The 21,725-nt window shown below is 72.6% G+C and carries 19 protein-coding genes; 15 read left to right on the forward strand and 4 right to left on the reverse strand.

Going from position 1 to position 21,725, the window contains the following annotated elements; all coding sequences use genetic code 11:
* Window positions 1-7: 7 nt before the first annotated feature.
* The 5 genes from ACWFR4_RS05185 (at window position 8) to ACWFR4_RS05205 (ending at window position 6,605) form a co-directional block, all read left to right on the forward strand.
* Window positions 8-1,153, forward strand: coding sequence for an acyl-CoA dehydrogenase family protein (locus ACWFR4_RS05185; protein WP_453650908.1), 1,146 nt, complete (start codon window positions 8-10; stop codon window positions 1,151-1,153).
* Entirely contained in the window at window positions 1,150-2,760 is a 1,611-nt protein-coding gene (locus tag ACWFR4_RS05190) for an acyl-CoA carboxylase subunit beta (protein WP_453467106.1), read from the forward strand. Before ACWFR4_RS05185 ends, ACWFR4_RS05190 begins: the two co-directional genes overlap by 4 nt.
* Before the next feature lie 52 nt (window positions 2,761-2,812).
* The gene (locus tag ACWFR4_RS05195; RefSeq protein ID WP_453650910.1) at window positions 2,813-4,762 is read left to right on the forward strand and encodes an ATP-binding protein; all 1,950 of its coding nucleotides are present in this window, start codon (window positions 2,813-2,815) and stop codon (window positions 4,760-4,762) included.
* Between the two features lie 129 nt (window positions 4,763-4,891).
* Complete coding sequence (locus ACWFR4_RS05200; RefSeq protein ID WP_453467109.1) at window positions 4,892-5,578, forward strand: GntR family transcriptional regulator; 687 nt, start codon at window positions 4,892-4,894, stop codon at window positions 5,576-5,578.
* A gap of 70 nt (window positions 5,579-5,648) precedes the next feature.
* Window positions 5,649-6,605 carry a DUF3048 domain-containing protein gene (locus ACWFR4_RS05205; RefSeq protein ID WP_453651406.1) on the forward strand — a complete coding sequence of 319 codons (957 nt, stop codon included), beginning with the start codon at window positions 5,649-5,651 and terminating at the stop codon, window positions 6,603-6,605.
* Window positions 6,606-6,634: 29 nt separating this feature from the next.
* Here the strand turns inward: ACWFR4_RS05205 and ACWFR4_RS05210 are convergent, their stop codons facing one another.
* Window positions 6,635-7,096 carry a MarR family winged helix-turn-helix transcriptional regulator gene (locus tag ACWFR4_RS05210; protein ID WP_453467111.1) on the reverse strand — a complete coding sequence of 154 codons (462 nt, stop codon included), beginning with the start codon at window positions 7,094-7,096 and terminating at the stop codon, window positions 6,635-6,637.
* Window positions 7,097-7,377: 281 nt separating this feature from the next.
* Here ACWFR4_RS05210 and ACWFR4_RS05215 point away from each other — a divergent pair, with 281 nt between their 5' ends.
* From ACWFR4_RS05215 to pcaDC, 7 genes are read left to right on the forward strand one after another with little or no spacing between them, the layout of a single operon-like run.
* Window positions 7,378-8,160 carry a CoA transferase subunit A gene (locus ACWFR4_RS05215; protein ID WP_453467113.1) on the forward strand — a complete coding sequence of 261 codons (783 nt, stop codon included), beginning with the start codon at window positions 7,378-7,380 and terminating at the stop codon, window positions 8,158-8,160.
* The gene (locus tag ACWFR4_RS05220; RefSeq protein ID WP_453467115.1) at window positions 8,160-8,804 is read left to right on the forward strand and encodes a CoA transferase subunit B; all 645 of its coding nucleotides are present in this window, start codon (window positions 8,160-8,162) and stop codon (window positions 8,802-8,804) included. Before ACWFR4_RS05215 ends, ACWFR4_RS05220 begins: the two co-directional genes overlap by 1 nt.
* A complete protein-coding gene (locus ACWFR4_RS05225) occupies window positions 8,801-10,003 on the forward strand; it encodes a thiolase family protein (protein ID WP_453467117.1) in 1,203 nt (400 codons plus the stop codon). The genes ACWFR4_RS05220 and ACWFR4_RS05225 overlap by 4 nt, the downstream gene beginning before the upstream one ends.
* Before the next feature lie 18 nt (window positions 10,004-10,021).
* Window positions 10,022-10,792, forward strand: coding sequence for a protocatechuate 3,4-dioxygenase subunit beta (gene pcaH, locus ACWFR4_RS05230; protein WP_453467119.1), 771 nt, complete (start codon window positions 10,022-10,024; stop codon window positions 10,790-10,792).
* Window positions 10,789-11,367, forward strand: coding sequence for a protocatechuate 3,4-dioxygenase subunit alpha (gene pcaG / locus ACWFR4_RS05235; RefSeq protein ID WP_453467121.1), 579 nt, complete (start codon window positions 10,789-10,791; stop codon window positions 11,365-11,367). The genes pcaH and pcaG overlap by 4 nt, the downstream gene beginning before the upstream one ends.
* Window positions 11,364-12,710, forward strand: coding sequence for a 3-carboxy-cis,cis-muconate cycloisomerase (gene pcaB / locus ACWFR4_RS05240; RefSeq protein WP_453650912.1), 1,347 nt, complete (start codon window positions 11,364-11,366; stop codon window positions 12,708-12,710). The genes pcaG and pcaB overlap by 4 nt, the downstream gene beginning before the upstream one ends.
* Window positions 12,707-13,870, forward strand: a complete 1,164-nt coding sequence (gene pcaDC / locus ACWFR4_RS05245; RefSeq protein WP_453650914.1) for a bifunctional 3-oxoadipate enol-lactonase/4-carboxymuconolactone decarboxylase PcaDC — start codon at window positions 12,707-12,709, stop codon at window positions 13,868-13,870. The genes pcaB and pcaDC overlap by 4 nt, the downstream gene beginning before the upstream one ends.
* 19 nt (window positions 13,871-13,889) lie before the next feature.
* On the opposite strand, the gene ACWFR4_RS05250 is transcribed toward pcaDC, so the two are convergent.
* Window positions 13,890-16,562, reverse strand: a complete 2,673-nt coding sequence (locus tag ACWFR4_RS05250; RefSeq protein ID WP_453650916.1) for an ATP-binding protein — start codon at window positions 16,560-16,562, stop codon at window positions 13,890-13,892.
* 174 nt (window positions 16,563-16,736) lie between these two features.
* Here ACWFR4_RS05250 and ACWFR4_RS05255 point away from each other — a divergent pair, with 174 nt between their 5' ends.
* Window positions 16,737-17,804, forward strand: coding sequence for a DUF2510 domain-containing protein (locus ACWFR4_RS05255; protein WP_453468766.1), 1,068 nt, complete (start codon window positions 16,737-16,739; stop codon window positions 17,802-17,804).
* A 171-nt stretch (window positions 17,805-17,975) separates the two neighbouring features.
* Here the strand turns inward: ACWFR4_RS05255 and ACWFR4_RS05260 are convergent, their stop codons facing one another.
* Window positions 17,976-18,596, reverse strand: a complete 621-nt coding sequence (locus ACWFR4_RS05260) for a TetR/AcrR family transcriptional regulator (RefSeq protein WP_453465061.1) — start codon at window positions 18,594-18,596, stop codon at window positions 17,976-17,978.
* A 149-nt stretch (window positions 18,597-18,745) separates the two neighbouring features.
* On the opposite strand from ACWFR4_RS05260, the gene ACWFR4_RS05265 reads away from it, so the two are divergent.
* Window positions 18,746-19,798 (forward strand): phosphatase PAP2 family protein, encoded by a 1,053-nt coding sequence (locus ACWFR4_RS05265; RefSeq protein WP_453650917.1) that lies wholly within the window; start codon window positions 18,746-18,748, stop codon window positions 19,796-19,798.
* Complete coding sequence (locus tag ACWFR4_RS05270; RefSeq protein ID WP_453465067.1) at window positions 19,795-20,835, forward strand: hypothetical protein; 1,041 nt, start codon at window positions 19,795-19,797, stop codon at window positions 20,833-20,835. The genes ACWFR4_RS05265 and ACWFR4_RS05270 overlap by 4 nt, the downstream gene beginning before the upstream one ends.
* 52 nt (window positions 20,836-20,887) lie before the next feature.
* Here ACWFR4_RS05270 and ACWFR4_RS05275 read toward each other — a convergent pair whose 3' ends face one another.
* Window positions 20,888-21,478, reverse strand: a complete 591-nt coding sequence (locus ACWFR4_RS05275; protein ID WP_453650919.1) for a TetR/AcrR family transcriptional regulator — start codon at window positions 21,476-21,478, stop codon at window positions 20,888-20,890.
* Between the last annotated feature and the right edge of the window lie 247 nt (window positions 21,479-21,725).

The raw sequence follows: 21,725 nt of genomic DNA on the forward strand, positions 1-21,725 counted from the left end.
CACCACCATGCAGTTCACGGATGAACACCACGCCTTCCGCCGCACCGTCCGCGACTTCGTCGAGGCCGAGATACAGCCGCACATGGACGAGTGGGAGGCCGCCGGGATGTTCCCGGCCCACGAGCTGTTCCCCAAGCTCGCCAAGATCGGTCTTCTCGGTCTCGAGTACGACCCGGCGTACGGCGGCGAGGGCGCCGACCACACCTTCACCGTGATCGCCGGTGAGGAACTGGGCCGGATCAACGGCAACGGTGTGCCGATGGGCATCAGCGTGCAGACCAACATGGCCACTCCCGCGCTCGCCCGGTTCGGCACGCACGAGCTCAAGGAGAAGTACCTGGCGCCCGCGATAGCCGGCGAGTACGTCACCTCCATCGCGATCACCGAGCCGGACACGGGATCGGACGTGGCCCGCGTGCGCACCCGCGCCGAGCGCGTCGGCGACGACTGGGTGATCAACGGCTCGAAGCTGTACATCACCAACGGTGTGCAGGCCGACTGGCTGTGCCTGCTGGCCCGCACCTCGGGCGAGGGCGGCTACCGGGGAATGTCCCAGATCGTCGTGCCGACGGACACCCCCGGCGTCACGGTCTCGCGGAAGCTCGACAAGCTCGGCAACCGCTCGTCGGACACCGCCGAGCTCGTCTTCGAGGACGTCCGGGTGCCGGTGTCGAACACCATCGGTGAGGTCGGCCGGGGCTTCCAGCAGCAGATGCAGCAGTTCCAGCACGAGCGGATGATCGCGGCCTATATGACCGTGGGTTCGGTCGGCCACGCCCTGGAGCGCACCCGGGACTACCTCAAGCAGCGCACCACCTTCGGCAAGCCGCTGATCGAGAACCAGTGGATCCAGTTCAAGCTCGCCGAACTGGCCGCCGAGCTGGACCTCTTGCGCCACTACAACTACGCGTGCGCGGAGGCGTACCTGCGGGGCGAGGACACCAGCCGCTACGCCACCATCGCCAAACTCACGTCCGGCAAGCTCGCCCGCAGGACGGCCGACGTCTGCATGCAGTTCCACGGCGGGGTCGGCTACATGGAGGAGACCTGGACCGCCCGCTACTTCCGTGACGCCCGGCTGCGGTCCATCGGCGGCGGCGCGGAGGAGATCATGCTGCAGGTACTGGCCCGTGCGGAAGGGTTCCACGCATGAACCAGGCCCCCCACCCGGTGCTGCCCAGCGCCCTGGACACCGCATCCGGGCCGTACCGGGCGAGCCGCGCGCACATGAGCACGCTGCTCGACGCGATCGCCGTCGAGCAGACCGTCGCGCTGGCCGGCGGCGGCGAGAAGTACACCGCGCGGCACCGGGAGCGCGGCAAGCTCCCGGTGCGCGAACGGATCGATCTGCTGCTCGACGAGCACTCGCCCTTCCTGGAGCTGTCGCCTCTCGCGGGCTGGGGCACCTCCGATCCGGTGGGCTCGGGATTCGTCACCGGCATCGGCACGGTGAGCGGGGTGCAGTGCGTGATCCTCGCCAACGACCCGACGGTGCGCGGCGGTTCGCGTAACCCTTCCTCGATGCTGCGGATGCTGCGGGCACTGGACATCGCGGAGTCCAACCGGCTGCCGGTGGTCAACCTCACCGAGTCCGGCGGCGCGGACCTGGACCGGCAGGCGGAGATCTTCGTCCCGGGCGGCGAGCAGTTCGCCCGCCTCACCCGGATGTCGGCGGCCGGCATCCCCAGCGTCACCGTGGTCTTCGGCCCGTCCACCGCGGGCGGCGCGTACGTCCCCGGCATGAGTGACTACACGATCCTGGTGGAGGACCGCGCCCGGGTGTATCTGGGCGGGCCGCCGCTGGTGAAGATGGCCACCGGCGAGGAGGCCGACGAGGAAGAGCTGGGCGGCGCCGCCATGCACGCCCGGCTCTCCGGGCTCGCCGACTTCCTCGCGGCCGACGAGACGGACGCCCTCGCCACGGCCCGCCGGGTCGTCGGCCAGCTGGGCGTCCGGCGCATGGGGCCGACGCCCCTGCCGAGCCCCGAGCCCCCGAAGCACAGCGCCGAGGAGCTGCTCGGTGTCGTGCCCGCCGATCTGCGCACGCCGATGGATGTGCGTGAGGTGATCGCCCGTATCACCGACGGTTCAGGTTTCACCGAGTTCAAGCCCGAGTACGGGCCCAAGCTGGTGACGGGCTGGGCCGCTCTGCACGGCTATCCGGTCGGGATCATCGGCAACAACGGGGTGCTGTTCTCCGAAGAGGCGCAGAAGGGCGCCCAGTTCATCCACGCCTGCAACCGCTCCGACACCCCGCTGCTGTTCCTCCAGAACATCACCGGCTTCATGGTCGGCACCCGTTACGAGCAGGGCGGCATCATCAAGGACGGTGCGGCACTGATCAACGCGGTCACCAACTCGGCCGTACCGCACCTCACATTGATGGTCGGAGCCAGCTACGGGGCGGGGAACTACGCGATGTCGGGGCGGGCCTTCCGTCCCCGGTTCCTGTTCACCTGGCCCAACCACAGAATCGCGGTGATGGGGCCGAAGCAGCTGAGCGGGGTCCTCTCCATCGTCCGCCGCAACGCCTCGGCGGCCGGGGGTCGGCCGTTCGACGAGGCCGCCGACGCCGAACGGCGGGCGGCACTGGAGGCGAAGGTCGAGCGCGAGTCCAGCGCGCTGTACGCCACCGGCCATGTGTGGGACGACGGCGTCATCGACCCCCGGCACACCCGGGATGTCCTGGGCATCGCCCTGTCCGCCACGCACGCGGCCGAGGTGCGCGGCACCGCGGCGTACGGCGCGCACCGTCACTGATGTCGACGTCATTGATGCACCGTCAGGACACTCACCGCGAAGGAGCGGTTCGTTGATCTCCACCCTGCTTGTCGCCAACCGGGGCGAGATCGCCCGCCGGGTGATCCGCACGGCCCGCGCCATGGGGCTGCGTACCGTCGCGGTCTACTCGGAGCCGGATACCGCGGCTGCGTTCGTCCGGGATGCCGACGTCGCCGTACCCCTGCCGGGCCGTACCGGTGCCGAGACGTATCTGAACGGGGAAGCCGTCCTCGCCGCCGCCCGCCGGGCAGGGGCGGACGCGGTCCATCCCGGCTACGGATTCCTCTCCGAGAACGCCGGGTTCGCCGCGGCGTGTGCCCGTGAAGGGCTGGTCTTCGTCGGCCCGCCCGCGGCGGCCATGACGGCCATGGCGGTCAAGACCGAGGCGCGGCGGATCGCGGAGCAGGCCGGTGTGCCCGTCTCGCCGGGCGCCGAACTCGACGGCACAGAATCCCCGCGGGCACTGGATGAGGCGGCCGCGCGGGTGGGGTTCCCGCTCCTGGTGAAGGCGGCTTCCGGTGGCGGCGGGCGTGGCATGCGGCTGGTCGGGGGCGCCGGGGAGCTGAGCGAGGCGGTCGACTCGGCGCGCCGGGAGGCGGACGCGGCCTTCGGTGACGGGACGGTCTTCCTGGAGCGGTATCTGGGCGGCGCACGCCATGTCGAGGTGCAGGTGGTCGCCGATGCGCACGGCACTGTGCGCACGCTCGGCGACCGCGACTGCTCGGTGCAGCGGCGCAATCAGAAGGTCCTGGAGGAGGCGCCCGCCCCCGGGCTCGGACAGGGCATGCGTGAGCGGATGGCGAAGGCGTCGGTGGCGCTGGCGCACGCAGTGTCGTACGAGGGTGTCGGCACCGTTGAGTTCCTGGTCGACGGCGACGACTTCTTCTTCCTGGAGATGAACACCCGTCTCCAGGTGGAACACCCCGTCACCGAGGAGGTCTGGGGCCTCGATCTGGTGCGGCTGCAGGTGCGGATCGCAGCGGGAGAGCGGCTCGACGAGCTGCCCTGGCCGGCGCGCCCCGAAGGGCACGCGGTGGAGGTGCGGCTGTGCGCGGAGGATCCTGCCTCCGGATACCTGCCCTCCCCCGGCCCGGTGCACCGGTTCCGTACGGCGCCCTCGCCCGGCCTGCGGGTGGAGAGCGCCGTCGAGGACGACACCCTCGTACCCGGCGAGTACGACTCGCTGATCGCGAAGCTGATCGTGCACGCGCCGACCCGGACCGAGGCCGTCACCCGGCTCGGCCGGGCCGTGCGCGCGCTCGAGCTGCACGGCCCGGCCACCAACCGCGACCAGCTCGCCGCCCTCCTCGACCACCCCGCGACGCTCGCATCGGGCGTGGACACCGGCTTCCTGGACCGCACCCCCGAACTGGCCGCGGCACGCCCGGACATGGCGTACCAGCGCGAGTGCGCGGTCGCCGCCGCCGTGTGGGAGCGCCACACCGGCCACGCCCGCGACGCGGTGCTCCCCTCGGTCACGGCCGGTTTCCGGAACATGCCGGCCCAGGTCGCGCCGGGCCGGTGGGCGGGCCCGCACGGGGAGACGTCCGTTTCGCTGCGCGGGGACGTGCGGGCCGAGGTGGACGGGGCCCTGCTGCCGGTGCGCGTCCACGGGGTCGACGCGACGGGCGTGGACCTGGAGGTGGACGGCCTGCGCAGGCGCTTCGGCGTGCACCGGCGGGCGGACCGGGTGTGGGTGAACACCGCGGAGGGCCAGTGCGATCTGGTCCGGTGCGAGCGCTTCCCCCGGGCCGGCCGCTCGCGTGCGGCGGGCAGCCTCACCGCTCCGCTGCCCGGCGTCGTCGTGGCGGTGCACGCCGAGAAGGGCGCGAAGGTCGCCGCCGGTGATCTGCTCGTCATGGTGGAGGCGATGAAGATGGAACACCGTATCGAGGCGCCCTGCGACGGAACGGTCACCGAGCTGCTGGTCGGCGTCGGCGACGGGGTGGACGCGGGAGCCCCCCTACTCGTCCTGGACTGACGGCAGGGGCCGCGGCCACCGGCGGCGCCGGACCTGGACAGCCGGGCCCACCGAGGGCTCGGTAAAGTGATGAGACTGCCCGCGCACAGTGCGGGCCCCCCGCGTACCGCGGGCCGCAGAGGGGAAATCGTGGAGACCAGCGCCGTGCCCGAGCCCCGTCCGGCCCCGGGGCGGCCCCGGCGGCGCCAGCTCAGCGAGGAAGCGGCCGATCACCTGCGCGAGCTCATCATGTCGGGCGGGCTCAAGGAGGGCGAGTTCCTGCGGCCCGAGCGGTTCGCCGACGAACTGGGCATCAGCGTGACGCCGGTGCGCGAGGCGCTGCTGGAGCTGCGGGCCGAGGGGTTCGTGCAGCAGGAGCCGCGGCGCGGGTTCGTCGTGCTGGCACTCACCCGCCAGGACGTGCTGGACGCGTTCCTGGTGCAGGCGCAGCTCGCGGGCGAGCTTGCGGCGCGGGCCGCCGAGCGGATCGGGGACGGGGAGCTCGCGGAGCTGCGCGAGCTGCAGGAGCGGATGCGCACGGCGCTGGCCGAGGGGCGGCACAGCGAGGTGGAGGACTCCAGTTTCCCCTTCCACCGGCTCATCAACCACGCGGCCCAGTCACCCAAGTTGCGCTGGTTCATGCGCACGGCCGGCGCCTACGCCCCCCGCCGCTTCTTCGCGGCGGTGCCCGACTGGGTGTCGCACTCCGTGCGCGAGCACGAGGACATCCTGGCCGCGCTGGCCGCCGGCGACGCCGAGGCCGCCCGCCGCCTGATGCACGCGCACATCCAGCACTCCGGTGACCTGATCGCGGACCACCTCACGGCCCAGCGCTGAGCACTGTTTCGAACATGTTCGACCTGAACTGATCGATCCGCCCCTGGGCGGGTATCACCCACACGTGCGAATGCGACGGATGCGGGTGACGCGGGTGCGGCGGGCCGTGATCGTCGCGGTGGTCCTGGCCGCCACGGCCGCCGGATGCACCGTGGGCGACGGGCACCCGCCGGACGGCCACTCCGCGAGCCCCACCGGCGAGGGAGCCCGCGGCCCCGTCCTCGCGGTGAAGATCGACAACGTGGGTCCGGCGCGCCCGCAGACCGGCATCGGCCGGGCCGACATCATCTACGCCGAGCAGGTGGAGAGCGGCCTGAGCCGGCTCATGGCCGTGTACGCGACCCGGCTGCCGCCCGTGGTCGGCCCCGTGCGCAGCGCCCGTGAGACCGATCTCGAACTGCTGCAGCAGTTCGACCGCCCCGCGCTCGCCTTTTCCGGCGCCCAGTCGAAGCTCCTGCCGCTGATCGCCGAGGCCCCGCTCACCGCGTTCCCGCCCGGCAAGGCGCCGGCCGCGGCGTACTTCCGCGGCAGCGACAGGCCGGCGCCGCACAACCTCTACCTCCGCCCCGCCAAGCTGGGCGTGACGCCGAAGGCGGGCGCGCTGGCAGCGGCCGGGGTCACGTTCGGGGCGCCTCCGGCGGGCGGGCAGGCGAAGAACGCCCTCACGGTGCGCTTCCCGGCGGCCCGCTTCACTTTCAACTGGTCGGCACAGAGCGACAGTTGGCAGGTGTCGATGGACGGCACCCGGGCGCGCACCACGGACGGCGGGGCGCTGAACGCTTCGACCGTAGTGGTCCAGTACGTGGATGTCCGCGGTTCGCGGTTCCACGACCGGTCCGGGAGCACGTCACCGTTCTCCGACACCGTGGGCGCGGGCAAGGCGACGGTGCTGCGGGACGGGCGGGCCTACGACGTGCGGTGGGAGCGGCGTTCGGCGGCCGACGGCACACAGTTCACGACGGCGGCCGACGGCAAGCGCATGACGTTCGCGCCCGGACAGGTGTGGGTCGTCTTCGCCGAGCGGTGAGAGCCCCGGCTCGCACCGGGACGCCGGCGTCAGGCCTTCGCGAGCGGCTCCGTCGGGTTGCGGAGCCCTTCCGCGGCGTCCGAGACGCGCTGGATCAGGTCGAAGAAGACGGCCTGCTCGTCGGCCGACAACGGGGCGAGGAAGATCTGGTTCATCCGGGCCGTGCGCACGGTCAGTTTGCGGTGGACGCGCGTCCCCTCGTCGGTGAGACGCAGCAGGGAGCGGCGGCCGTCCTGCGGGTCGCGCACCTTGTCGATCAGTCCGCGGCGGCCGAGGCGGCTGATGACCTCGGCGATGGTCGAGCGGTCGAGGCCGACGCGCTCGCCCACGGTGCGCTGGTCGAGGCCGGGCTCGGCGACGAGCGCGTTCAGGACGGCGAACTGCGGTGAGGTGGTCTCCTCGGAGACCATCGTGTTCCACAGCAGGTAGTGCGCCTGCTGGAGGCGCCGGGCCAGGTGCCCCGGGTGGGTGGTCAGATCCACCGCGGCCATCGCGGACCTCCGGTCTGAGTCGGCAGGGCTTCCGAGTCGCGCCGCCTCCACGTCGTGCAGGACGTCCGATCCATGGCCCGCTTTTCGGGTGTGTACTGACCAATACTCGACCATAGAGCAGCCCGTGTCGAGTCGACTCCCCACCGCCAACCGTCCCTACTCTGAACTATTGACGGTCCGGGCATGCGGTGGCACCGTAAGCGCCAGTCACATAAATGCTCAGTGCGCTGAGTAATTGGGTGGCGAGAGATCGGTTGACGGATGTGGAGAGGCTGGCTCGGATGGACAAGGTGGTGGCGACGGCCGCGGAAGCGGTCGCCGATGTGGGGGACGGGGCGTCCCTCGCGGTCGGCGGGTTCGGTCTCGTCGGCGTCCCGAACGTGCTCATCGCCGCGCTCCACGAGCGCGGCACCACGGGCCTGAGCGTGGTCTCCAACAACTGCGGGGCGATGGACTCGGGCCTGGCCGTGCTGCTCGCGGCCGGACGGATCGCCCGGGTCACCGGGTCGTACATCGGCGCCAACAAGGAGTTCGCCCGCCAGTACCTGTCCGGCGAGGTCGAGGTCGAGATGATCCCGCAGGGCACGCTCGCCGAGCGCCTGCGGGCCGGCGGCGCCGGCATCCCCGCCTTCTACACGCCCGCCGGCGTCGGCACCCAGGTCGCCGAGGGCGGACTCCCCTGGCGCTACGACGGCCAGGGCGGCGTGGCGCTGGCGTCCCCGCCCAAGGAGGTCCGCACCTTCGACGGCACGGACTACGTCCTCGAACACGGCATCCGCACCGACTACGCCCTAGTGCGCGCCGCCAAGGGCGACCGCCACGGGAACCTCGTGTTCAACAAGTCCACCCGCAACTTCAACCCCCTCGCCGCGACGGCCGGACGCATCACCGTCGCCGAGGTGGAGGAACTCGTCGAACCCGGCGACATCGACCCCGACGCCGTGCACCTGCCCGGCATCTTCGTCCAGCGCGTCGTCGCGCTGACGCCGGGGCAGGCGACCGACAAGCAGATCGAACGGCGCACCGTCTCCGCGCCTCCGGCACGAGGAACGGTGAGCAGCTGATGGCCTGGACCCGCGAAGAGATGGCCGCACGCGCCGCACGCGAGCTGCGCGACGGCCAGTACGTCAACCTCGGTATCGGCCTGCCGACCCTCATCCCGAACCACCTGCCGCCCGGCGTCGAGGTGATCCTCGAGTCCGAGAACGGCATCCTGGGTGTCGGCCCCTACCCGGCCGACGACGAGGTCGACCCCGACCTCATCAACGCCGGCAAGGAGACCGTCACCGTCCTGCCCGGCGCCTCCTACTTCGACTCGGCGCTCTCCTTCGGCATGATCCGCGGCGGCCACATCGATGTCGCCGTGCTCGGCGCCATGCAGGTCTCCGCCCGCGGCGACCTCGCCAACTGGGCCGTCCCCGGCAAGATGATCACCGGCATCGGCGGGGCCATGGACCTCGTCCACGGCGCGCGGACGGTCATCGTCGCCATGACCCACACCGCCAAGGACGGCACGCCCAAGATCGTCGAGGACTGCACGCTGCCCCTGACCGGCAAGTCCTGCGTCAACCGCGTCATCACCGACCTCTGCGTCCTCGACGTCACCGCCGACGGGCTCGAACTCGTCGAGCTGGCCCCCGGCGTCACCGCCGACGACGTCACCGCGAGGACCGCAGCCAAGGTCCACATCCCGGAGGAGGCCCGATGAAGGACGTCTACGTCGTCGATGCCGTCCGCACGCCGGTCGGCAGGTACAACGGCTCCCTCGCCTCGGTCCGCCCGGACGACCTCGGCGCGCACGTCATTCGTGAACTGCTCGCCCGGACACCGGAGTTGGACCCGGCGCTGATCGGCGACGTGTACTTCGGCAACGCGAACGGCGCGGGCGAGGAGAACCGCAACGTCGGCCGTATGGCGGGGCTCCTCGCCGGGCTGCCCACCTCCGTGCCCGGTGTCACCGTGAACCGGCTGTGCGCCTCCGGCCTCGAAGCCGTCATCCAGGCCGCGCGGGCCATCGCGCTGGGCGACGTCTCCATCGCCCTGGCCGGCGGTGTCGAGTCGATGACCCGCGCTCCTTACGTACTGCCCAAGAGCGACCGGCCGTTCCCCGCGGGCAACGCGGAGCTGTACTCGACGACACTGGGCTGGCGCATGGTCAACCCGCGGATGGAGCCGCGGTGGACGGTGCCGCTCGGCGAGTCGGCCGAGCTGATCGCCGACAAGCACGCGATCACGCGCGAGCAGCAGGACGCGTACGCGCTGAGCAGTCATCAGAAGGCTTCCGCCGCTCAGAAGAACGGAGTGTTCGACGCCGAGATCGTGCCGGTGGCCGTCCCGCAGCGCAAGGGCGACCCGCTCGTCGTCGCACGCGACGAGTGCGTGCGCGAGAGCGCGTCGCTGGAAGCCATGGCCAAGCTCAAGCCATCGTTCCGCACCGAGAACGGGACGGTGACGGCGGGCAACGCGTCGCCGCTCAACGACGGCGCCGCCGCGCTGCTCCTCGTCGACGAGGAGGGCCTGAAGGCCACCGGCCGCGAGCCGCTGGCCCGGGTGACGGCCTCCGGGGTCGCCGCGATCGACCCGCACCACTTCGGGCTCGGCCCCGTCGAGGCGGTCAACCGCGCGCTCGCCAGGGCCGGCAAGGGCTTCGGCGACCTGAGCACGCTCGAACTGAACGAGGCGTTCGCCGCTCAGGTCCTCGGCTGTGTCGCCGAGTGGCCCGAGTTCGACCCCGCGATCCTCAACCCGCGCGGCGGCGCCATCGCGATCGGCCACCCGCTCGGCGCGTCCGGCGCACGGCTCGCCGGATCCGTCGCGCACCAGCTCAAGGCCGCCGGTTCCGGCACCGGCGTCGCCACCCTCTGCATCGGCGTCGGACAGGGCCTCGCCCTCGTCCTCGAACGCTAAAGGACTCAGGAACCCACCATGGCACTCACCCAGTCGGACATCGACGTCGAGGTCGCGGACCTCCAGAGCACGTACGACAAGACACGCGCGGGCGGCGCGCCCGCCCAGCACCACCCGGCGCGTGACTACGCGCCGTACCGCAGCTCGCTGCTGCGCCACCCGCAGCAGCCGCTCGTCGCCGTGAACGGCGGCGACCCGGAGACCGTCGAGCTGTCCGGGCCCGTCTTCGGCGCCACGGACATCACCGACATCGACCAGGACCTGACGCGTCAGCACGCGGGCGAGCCGCTCGGCGAGCGCATCACCGTGTCCGGACGGCTGCTCGACAGCGACGGCCACCCCGTGCGCGGCCAGCTCGTGGAGATCTGGCAGGCCAACGCGTCGGGCCGGTACGCGCATCTGCGCGACCAGCACCCGGCGCCGCTCGACCCCAACTTCACCGGTGTGGGGCGAACCCTGACGGATGATCAGGGACGGTACTCCTTCACCACCGTCAAGCCGGGCGCGTACCCGTGGCGCAACCACACCAACGCGTGGCGCCCCGCGCACATCCACTTCTCCCTGTTCGGCGACGCGTTCACACAGCGGCTCGTGACGCAGATGTACTTCCCGAACGACCCGCTGTTCCGGTACGACCCGATCCTGCGGTCGGTGACGGACGAGTCAGCCCGCAACCGTCTGGTCGCGGCGTACAACCACGACCTGTCGCAGCCCGAGTTCTCCCTCGGATACGAGTGGGACATCGTCCTCGACGGTCCCTCCGCCACCTGGATCGAGGAAGGCCGATGACCTCCGTGCCCGAGAAGCTGCTCCCCACGCCGTCGCACACCGTCGGCCCGTTCTACGGCTACGCCCTGCCGTTCCCCGAGGGCGAGCAGGTCGCGCCCAAGGGGCACCCCGACACGATCGCCCTGCACGGCCATGTGTTCGACGGCCAGGGCGACCCGGTGCCGGACGCCATTCTGGAGTTCTGGCAGGCGGGCCCCGACGGCTCGCTCGCCGGGGCGCCGGGCTCGCTGCGCCGCGACACCACGACCGGCGGTTATCTCGGCCGCAACGGTACGGACTTCACCGGGTTCGGCCGGGTCGCCACGGACGCCGACGGGCACTACGCGCTCTTCACACTGCCGCCGGGCAACGCGGGACTGCCGTACGTCAGCGTGTGCGTGTTCGCGCGCGGGCTCCTGCACCACCTGTTCACCCGCGCCTACCTCGCCGACGGCGCGGACCCGCTGCTCGACGCCCTGCCGGCGGAGCGGCGCGCGACGCTGCTCGCGGAGCCGCAGGAAGACGCGCACCGCACGTACCGTTTCGACATCCGCCTTCAGGGCGAAGGCGAAACGGTCTTCCTGGAGTTCCAGTGACACACGTCGATCCTGACGCCGATCCCGACGCAGGACTGCTCTCCCCCGGCCGGGCGGGCTCCCCCGCCGAGTCGGCCACCTCGGACGCGGCGGTCCTGCGCGGCCTGCTCGACGCGGAGGCCGGGCTCACCCGGGCGCAGGCCGCCCTGGGCCTGGCGCCCGCGGCCGCGGCGGACGCGGTGACGCGGGCCGCCGCTGACGACGGCCGCTTCGACGCCCGTGACCTCGCGCTGCGCGCCCGCTCCGGGGGCAACCCGGTGATCCCGCTGGTCGCCGACCTGACGGCCGCGGTGGCCGGGGAGCACGCCCCGTACGTCCACCGGGGCGCCACCAGCCAGGACATCCTGGACACGGCTCTCATGGTGGTCGCGGCCCGGACGCTGGACGGGCTGCTCGGCGACCTGGCGCGCACGGAAAGTGCGCTCGGGCGGCTCGCCGCCACGCACCGGGACACCGTCATGCCGGGCCGTACGCTCACGCAGCACGCCGTGCCGACGACGTTCGGCCTGAAGGCGGCGGGCTGGCGTTCCCTCGTGCTCGACGCTCGCGACCGGCTGCGCACCGTACGGGCCTCGCTTCCCGTCCAACTGGGCGGCGCGGCAGGCACGTTGGCGGCCTTCGGCGTGTTCGGTGCCACGCACGCCGGGGAGCTGACCGAGGCATACGCTGCCGAACTCGGCCTGGTCGCACCCGCGTTGCCCTGGCACACCCTGCGCACCCCGGTCGCCGACCTCGCGGGCGCACTCGCGTTCACGGCCGGCGCGCTCGGCAAGCCGGCGGCGGACGTGCTCACGCTGTCCCGTACGGAGATCGGCGAGCTGGGCGAGGGTGCGGCCGGCGGCTCCTCCGCGATGCCGCACAAGGCGAACCCCGTGAGAGCCACGCTCGTCGCGGCGGCCGCCCGCCGCGCCCCCGCGCTCGCCGCGACGCTGTACGCGTCGATGGCGGCCGAGGACGAGCGCCCGGCCGGCGCCTGGCACGCGGAGTGGGAGCCGCTGCGCGACCTCCTGCGGCTCGTGGGCGGCGCGGCACGCGACGCGGCCGAGCTCGCCGAAGGGCTTCAGGTCCACGCGGACGTGATGCGTGAACACCTCTTCGTCACCCATGGGTTGATCGTCTCGGAGCGCCTGGCCGCCGAGCTCACGCCCCTTCTCGGGCGTGCCCGCGCGAAGTCCCTGCTCACCGAGGCGGCGCGGCGCACCCGCGCCGAGGGCAGGACGCTGGCCGGGATCCTGGCCGACGAGCCCGACCTCAAGGGCGTCGACCTGACCGACCTCACCGACCCCATCCATTACACCGGCTCCGCCGGAGCCCTCACCGACCGCGCTCTGGAGCGACGTTGAGCACTGCATCCCCCGACCACGGCCCGCACGGCGAGCTGCTGCATCACCGCGCCGAAGGTCCCGCCACCGCTCCCCCGCTCCTCCTGGGCCCCTCGCTCGGCACCTCCACCACACTGTGGGACGCGGTCGCGCCCGAACTGTCCGTCACCCACCGGGTGGTGCGCTGGGACCTGCCGGGGCACGGCAGGTCCCCGGCCGCGCTGATCGGCCCCGGCGCGACCGTCGCCGATCTGGCCCGGCTCGTCCTGGACCTCGCCGACTCCCTCGGCATCGAGCGCTTCGCCTACGCGGGGGTGTCGCTGGGCGGCGCGGTGGGCCTGCACCTCGCGGTCCACCACCCGGACCGGATCACGAGCCTCGCGGTGATCTGCTCGTCGGCGCACTTCGGCGGCTCGAAGCCCTGGGAGGAACGGGCCGCGCTGGTACGCCGCGAGGGGCTCGGCCCGGTCGCCGAGACCGCCGACCGGCGCTGGTTCACCCCCGGGTTCACCGTGCCGGCCCTCGTGGAGGACCACCGCACCGCCGACTCCGAGGCGTACGCGGCCTGTTGCGACGCGCTCGCCGCGTTCGACATCCGCGAGGACCTCTCCTTGATCACGGCTCCCACGCTGCTGATCGCGGGCCGCGAGGACCCGGCGACGCCGCCCGCGCATCTGCGGGAGATCGCCGACGCGGTGCCCGGCTCGTCGCTCGTCGAGATCGCGGGCGCCTCGCACCTCGCCCCCGCCCAGTGCCCCGAACCCGTGATCACGGCGCTGCGCGCCCAGCTCGGCGCGGGCGTCAAACGCGGGATGGAGGTGCGCAGGCAGGTGCTCGGCGACGCACACGTCGACCGCGCCCAGGCCCGGCAGAGCCCCTTCACGGCCCGCTTCCAGGACTTCATCTCGCGCTACGCGTGGGGCGAGATCTGGACCGACCCGACGCTGGCGCGCCGCGAACGCTCCATGATCACGATGACCGCGCTGGTGGCCCACGGCCACTACGACGAGCTGGCCATGCATGTGCGCGCCGCGCTGCGCAACGGCCTGACACCCGACGAGATCGGCGCCGTACTGCTGCAGACCGCGGTGTACTGCGGTGTCCCCGCGGCCAATTCGGCGTTCGCGGTGGCTCAGCGGGTCCTCGCCGAGGAGAGCGGAGAGGACCCGGCCGCGGGCTGAACCCCGCACACGCCGACGGTCAGCGCAGGCCGCGTCCCGTGTCGAGTACCTCGCGGGCGCGGGCCGCCAGACCGTCGGCGCCGCACGACTTGGCCAGGTTGAGGCCGCGGGTGAGTTCCGCGACCGAGCGGGCCGCGATGCCGTACTCGACGCGGGCCGCCGCGTGTTCGTACGCGCAGGGTGACGCTTCGAGGTACGTGACCGACTTGGCGTACAGGGTCAGGGAGCGCTGGCCGGTCTCCAGGGCTGCCTCGCAGCGCAGGGCCTCCCCGATCGCCGTGTCCGTACCGAAGCGCTCGGCCTGGAGCCGGGCGTCGGCGGCGAGTTCCCTGGCGCGCTCGGGGTCCTCGGTGGCGAGCGCGCGGGCCAGGTCGCAGGCCCAGGGCGCCATGATCGTGTTGTGTCCGCCGCGGGCGGTGGCCGCCTTGGCCGCCGCCTCCAGCTCGTTGACGCCCTCCTCCGTGCGGCCCGCGGCGATCAGCAGGCGGCCGCGGACGGAGTGCGCGTCGGGCAGGACGATCGTGGAGGGGTAGGGCGGGCCGAAGGAGTAGCGGTCCGCGATCTCCATGGCCTCGCCGATCCGGCCGCGGGCCACGAGCGTGTCGATGAGCATGCACGCGGCGTCCCAGTGCATGGGCAGGCCGCGGCCGACGCGGTCGGCCAGGCGCAGGCTCTCGCGCAGGACGGCCTCGGCGTCGGTGAGACGGCCGCGCCTGCGGTGGACGTAGCCGACGAAGGCGTGCGCGAGCGCCAGATGGCCGCCGCTCCAGCCGGCGGTCTCGTAGGCGCGTACGGCCTCCGTGAACAGGCTCTCCGCGCGGTCGAGCCGGTCGGAGAAGAGATACGCGCTGCCGAGCATGGCGAGGAGTTCGAAGCCCCACTCGGGGTCGGTCCAGCCGAGGCCCGGCGCGAGGCGTTCGTTGACGAGGGAGCGGTCACAGAGTTCGACCACCACCTCCGCGTTCTCGCCGCGCGTCATCGCGTCGAAGGCGCGCAGGACGAGCAGGACCCGCTCGGGGTTGTCCCGGCCGGTGAGGGAGCCCGCGAGCGCGGCGAGGCTGCGGGAGCGGCCCGGGGAGTCCTCCTCGCCGGCGTGGATGCCCTCCCACATGTAGCGCATGGCCTGGAGGCGAAGGCGGGACGGGCCCGGGTCGAGCCGCGCGGCCTCGGAGTCGATCTCGCGCAGCGCCTCTTCCAGCTGGTTGTTGTGGACGAGGGCCTGGGACAGCCTGCACACGGCGTCCACGCGCGCGTCGCCGTCGAGCCCCGGCTCGGTGTCGAGCGCCTGGCGCAGATGCCCGATGGTGACGGCGGGCGAGGTGAGGAGGGTGGCGCAGCCCAGCTCGTAGAGCAGTTCGGACCGTACGTCGGGCAGCGGGGGCTCCTGGAGCGCGCGCTCCAGACAGCGGCGCGCGGCCTCCGGGGCGCCGACCGCGAGGTGTTCACCGGCCGCCGTGCGCAGCTGCTCGACGAGTTCGGGGTCGTCGTCCGGGTGGACCTGGAGCAGATGCCGGGAGGCTGCCGCGGCGCCGTGGCCCGAGGCGGTGACGGCCCAGGCGGCCTGCCCGTGCATGGCGGTGCGGGTGGCCGCCGGGATGGAGCGGTACACGGCGCTGGCGATCAGCGGGTGCACGAACTCCAGCCTCACGGCGCCGTCTTCGTACGTCACGTCCGTGAGGATGCGGGCGGCGCGCAGCCGCACGGCGCAGCGGCCGGCCTCGCCCGGCGTCATTCCGGCGAGGCGCGCCGCGAGGTCGTGGGCGATCCGGGTGCCGAGGATGGCGGCGGCCCAGGCGAAGCGCGTCGCGTCGGTGCCGAGGCCTTCGAGGCGGTCGATCAGGCCGCGGCCGCGCGCCGACTTGTTCAGGGCGCGCAGTTCGCCGGCCGAGCCCTCCGCGGGTTCGAGTTCGCTGTCCTGGACCTTGGCGAGGAGCTCTACGGTCTCGTACGGGTTGCCGCCGGTGACGGCCCACACCTCACGGCAGAAGGGGGCGTCGGCGTGCTCGCCGAGGGTGGCACGGGTGAGGCCTGCGGTGGCGTCGGGGGTGAGGGCGTACAGGGTGGTGAGGGGGCGGGCGGCGGCGCCGACGGCTTCGAGGTGGCCGGTGGAGGCGGCGGTGGCCTCGCCGTCGCGGTGGGCGACCACGACGAGGACGGGCAGGTCGTCGAGTCGTTCGGCGAACGCGGCGAGCCAGTGGAGGGTCTCCTCGTCGGCCCACTGCGCGTCGTCGACGAGCAGGACGAGCGGCCAGTGCAGCCGGGCGAGCCGGGACACCGCCGCGACGAGTCCGTCGCGCACACCCTGCGGGTCGGCCTGACGGCCGCCCGGTTCGGCTATGCCGAGGGCGGGGCCGGCGATCTCGTACCAGTCGCCGAAGTACTCGCGGGCCTCCTCCTGCGAGAGCGCGAGGAGGGCGGGCTGCAGCAACTGGCGTACGACGTTGAAGGGGACGGAGGTGACGGTCTCGCCGCCGCGGGCCGACCAGACCATGGCCCGTCCCCCCGCAATGCGGCGCACCTCTTCGAGGAGGGCGGTCTTGCCGATGCCCGCTTCACCCCTGAACACGACGAGGCTGCCCGACGACGCCGCGTCCCCGCAGAGTTCACCGAGCGCCCGCTCGACGACCTCGATCTCCTTGTCCCGCTCCCACAGGGCGGCCGAGGCGGCTCCGTCAGGCCGACTCTGCGTCATCCCGCATCCTCCCGAAGTCGCTCAATCGACGTACAGATGTTGAGAGTAGCCGCAGCCGGGGGGTTGTGGGTGGGGGTCTGCGCACGTCTTCGCCATAAGTGGGAAGGTGCCCTTCCGGAACGGGACCCGCCCCCTCTCATCCCTCTTTCACGCACGCCTCATACTGTGGCGCTCATGACCCAGGTGACTCCCCCCGGCTGGTACCCCGATCCCGGCCAGATGCCCGAAGGCCCCCGCACCGAACGCTGGTGGGACGGCAGTGTGTGGACGGAGCAGACCCGTGCCGCCGAGAGCGGCGCCGCGCCGGGCCCGCCCGCGTACGCGCCGGCGGCCCCCGGCGCGCATCCGCAGGCGTACGGCTATCCGCAGACCTCACAGCCGCCGGGACAGTTCGGCCACCCCGGATACCCGGGCTACCCCGCGTACCCGGAGCCGAAGCCGAGACGCGGCCTCAAGATAGCCATCGCCGCCGGTGTCGCCGTGGTGGTGCTCGGCGGCATCGTCGGCGGGGTGTACGCGCTGACCTCCGGTGACAGCGACGGGAAGAGCGACCGGGCCGGCTCGCCGTCAAGTCCCTCCGCTTCTCCGGGACTTCCCCAGGCGCCGGGTGACGGTCCTGGCGGGAGCGGGAGCGGGGGCAGCGGTGGCACCGGCGGTTCCGGCGGGGAGAGCGGCGCTCCACAGGCGCCGGGTTCGGGCGACGGTTTCGCCGCCGACCTCGTCAACGGGGTGTCGGTGCCCGTGCTCGACGGCTGGACCGGCGGCACGACGAAGGGCGGCAACGCGGGGGTGACGACCGGCCCGTACGCATGCCCCGGCGACACGAAGCAGCAGTGTGTGCGCGGCGGCGCGTTCTCGGCGTCGGCCGAGGCGCTGAAGCTCAAGGCGACGGGCGCGGAGGCCGCGGCCAAGGAGGACATCTCCAAGAACGCGCAGGAGTCGTACGGCGGCGCGATCTACGGAAAGATCACCTCGCACAAGGAACTGGCCTCCGAGGCCGTCACCGTGGCCGGCCAGAAGGGCTACCTGGTGCGCTGGCAGGTCGTCACGGCCAAGGGCGACGACGGCTATGTCGAGTCGCTGGTCTTCCCCGCGCCCGCCAACCCCAAGTCGCTCGTCGTCGTCCGCTTCGGCATCGACGTGAACGACAAGGCGCCGGACGTGACGTCGATGGACAAGATCACCAAGGGCATCAAGAAGTCCGCGATCGCCGAGGGCGGCGGCAACGGGCAGGACGTGTAGCACCCGCAACGAACCCGTCGGCGCCCCTGGGGAGAAAGCCCAGGGGCCGGGCGGGGCCCCCTCCGCTCAAGGAGGGACCCGCCCGGCCCGGGGGTGCGCGCCGCGCCCGTCCCCACGGTGCGGCGCGGGCAGACCGCCGTCCGGTCATCCCGACAGACGGCGGTCTCCCGTTCAGGTGGCTTCGCTCAGGCCGAGTGCGGGCAGCACCACGGCGTCGACGAAGCGGGTGAGGTAGTCCGCGTCCGCGTACCGGCCCTCGAGGACCGGGCGGATGCGCTGCACCCCGAGCAGCTGGGCGGCCAGGAACTCGACGGCCGGATGGTCCGCGGCGATCTCGCCGCGCGCCACGGCCCGGTCGATCATCTCCCCGAGCGCGGCCAGCTCCGGCTCGACCAGGGCCTCGCGCAGCGCCCCCTGGAGTTCCTCGTCGCTGAGGACCGCATGGCCCAGGGCCTGGACGAGCTGGGTGTCACGTCCTGCCTGCTGCGCCGCCGCGCGGGCGGCCGAGCGCAGGTCCCCGGCGAGCGTACCCGTGTCGACACTGGCGAACTTCACGCAGCGCCCCGCCCGCAGCGCGGCGGCCACGAGCTGCGGCTTCGTCTTCCACTGCCGGTAGAGCGTGGACTTGCTGCAGCACGCCTGGGCCGCGACGCCCTCCATGGTGAGCGCCTCGTAGCCGTTCTCACGGAGCTGGTCTAGGACCGCGTCGTAGAACTCCCGCTCGCGCTCTGGAGTGATCTTGGAGCGGCGCGAAGTGGTCACTGATGTGCCTGCCTGCTCCTGGGACGTCATGGCTCTTCTCCTCGCGATCTTCGCTATCGATACGCCAGTGTACCGGTACGCCAGCGTTTCGGTACACTGGCGTATCGATGAGCGCGGTTCACGCCGTGCTCACCTCCGCATCACCGCACCACCCAGTCGTCATGAAAAGGGGCCGGGGGATGAATTCCCTTACCGAGCCTGCCGAACCGGAGCCGGACACAGCCGGCCGCGAGACGGACGCCGTCGGCCATCAGCCGGACGTCGTCGCCCGCCCGCCCCTGGTCCGGGAGCTCCTGCTGGTCGTCGGACTGTTCCTCGTCTACAAGTTCGGCAGGCAACTGGCCAATGGCCACACCGACGAGGCGTTCCACAACGCGCACCGCGTGTGGGACCTCGAACGCGCCGCCCATCTGCCGGGCGAGGGCGCGGTGCAGCACGTGCTGCTGCACAGCGACGACCTCGTACGCATCGCGAACACGTACTACGCGACGGTGCACTTCCCGGCGACGGCCGCCTTTCTGGTCTGGCTGTATCTGCGCAGGCCCCGGCACTACATATGGACGCGCCGGGTACTGGCCGCCCTCACCGCCGCGGCCCTTGTGCTGCATCTCACCTTTCCGCTGGCACCGCCCCGGATGCTGGCCGCGGCGCACCTCGTGGACACCGGGCAGGTGTACGGGCCGACCGTCTACGGCGCGACGCCGCAGACCGACTCGATGGCGAACCAGTTCGCCGCGATGCCGTCCCTGCACTTCGGCTGGGCCCTGATGGTCGCCGTCGGCCTCATCGCCGCGACCCGCTCCCGGCTGCGCTGGCTGTGGCTGCTGCACCCGGCGCTCACCCTGTTCGTCGTCGTCGGGACGGCGAACCACTACTGGCTGGACGCGATCGTGGCGACGGCTCTCCTGGGTATCGCGCTCGCGGTGATCCGGCTGCCCGGCACCACACAGGCCGCGAAGCCCGGACAGTCCATCGGCCGGCGCCTGCTGCCCGCCCCGCGTTCCGCCGCCTCGCTCACGGCGACGGCGGAGACCACGGGCGCGGCGCGACCCGAACCGTCGACCCTGACCCCGGCGCACCAGCGCGGCGGATCCCTCTCCGCGTCCGAAGTGCTCGCGCGCATCCCGGTGTCGGTGACCGCGGGCTCGGCGTCCGCCGTCGACGCACCGGTCACGTCGGGAGCGGTGGGTACGGGTCGCACGGTCCTCACGGCGACGGGAGCACACCGGTGAACGCCACCCTCCTCGCCGTCGCACTCTCCCTCGTCTCGTCGGTCGCCTACGCGGCTGCCGCCGTCGCCCAGGAACGCCTCGCGTCACGCACCGCGGGGACCGACTCCGGTGTCCTGCGCCTGCTCGGCACCGGTGCCTGGTGGGGGTCGGTCCTGCTCAACGCGTCCGCCGCGCTGCTGCATGTGGCGGCACTCAAGTACGGCCCCCTCACCCTCGTACAGCCGCTGGGCGCGCTGACGCTCGTCGCGGCGGTGCCGCTCGGGGCGCGCATGGCCGGGCGGCGCGTCCTGTCCGTCGAATGGCGCGGCACCGCGCTCACGCTCGCCGGACTCGGCGCGCTCCTGCTCACGGCCTCGGGCCCGGCCCCCGACGACACGCTCAGCCTCGGCGAGGCGCTCACCGTCGCCGGTGCGACGGCCGCGCTGATCGGTCTCCTGTCGCGGCGCGGCGCGAAGCCGGGACTGCGGCACGCGACGGCCTCCGGTCTCGCCTCGGGCATCGCCTCGGCGCTCGCCCAGACCGTGACCGTCGCGGTCACCGACCGGACCGGGCCGCTGCTCAGCGTCAAGGTGATCGTCGTGGCGCTGCTGATCGCGGCATTCGCCGCGGGCGGCCTGCTCCTGTCCCAGATCGCCTACCGCGGTGGCCTCGGCGCCCCGCTCGCGATGGTCACCCTCTCCAACCCGGTGGCCGCGGCGATCATCGGCGTCACGCTGCTCGGCGAGCGGCTCCAGGGCGGGGTCACGGGGATCCTGCTCGCGGCGGCGGGGGCGACGCTCGCGGCCCGGGGTGTCCTGCTCCTCACGCGTACGTCGCCGGAGACGCAGGAGACTCCGCAGACCCGACCGGAACCGTCGCTCATCGCGGCGGAACGCCGGCCCGAGCTGCCGTCCCGGGTGACGGAGAAGGGGCCGATCGCGACCCTGCCGGACCTTCAGGGCCTTCCCCCGATGCCCGTACTGCCCGGCATGGTGGTCGTCCTGCCGTCGATCCCGACGCAGCCGGAATCGGCACCGGGCGCGCTCCAGGCATCCTGAGCGCGATCCCTTACGGGTTCCGCATGACGCGTTCCGCCTTACGGGTTCCGCGTCACGGCTTGCCAGGCGCGGGACGCTTCCTCATCCCGTCGAGCGTGATCCCGAAGACCCGGTCACGCTGCTCGGTGTCCACATAGGCCGCGCCGGTGACGCCCGAGATCAGGCGGAGCAGGTCGTCGAACGACATGTCCGAGCGGACCTCGCCGGCGGCCTGCGCGCGCAGCAGCAGGGGTTCGCCGGCGTCGAGCATGGCGCGGCGGCAGGCGATGAAGATGTCGGACTCCCCGCTGAGCGCGTCCCTGATGGCGCGCTTCGTGACGGTGTAGTCCACGAAGCGGCGCAGCCAGGTGGCGAGCCCGTCCCACGGCGGGGCGTCCGCGAGTTCGTCGGCGAGCCGGCACAGGGCGTCGACCTCGTCCGCGTAGACGGTCTCGAAGAGGACCCTGCGCGTGGGGAAGTTGCGGTACAGGGTGCCGATGCCGACCCCGGCCTGGCGGGCGATGTCCTCCAGCGACGCTTCCGCGCCCTTCTCGGCGAACGCGTCGCGGGCCGCGGCGAGGAGCGCGTCGAAGTTGCGCCGGGCGTCCGCGCGGCGCGGGCGCTGGGCCACGACGATCCCGCCGACGAGTTCCCTGTCCGTCATGCGTGCCACTCCCGGGGTGAGGCAGCGCGGGCTGCCGAGGTTGTACCGGAGGCTTCCCTCCGCTATCGTTATCGAAGTCGAGGGATGCCTCCACTTTAACAGTCGACGCACCCCGCACCCCGCCGCACAGCGCTGCGGGCAGACCGGCCGAAACGGCCGATCCCACATCCTCCCAGCTCGTGCGCGCCCGCAGACCACGGCCCTTGCCGCAGGTCACGCCGGTGTGCCCGGCCACCTTCCGTTCAGA

The sequence above is a fragment of the Streptomyces sp. NPDC055140 genome, from assembly GCF_053607285.1.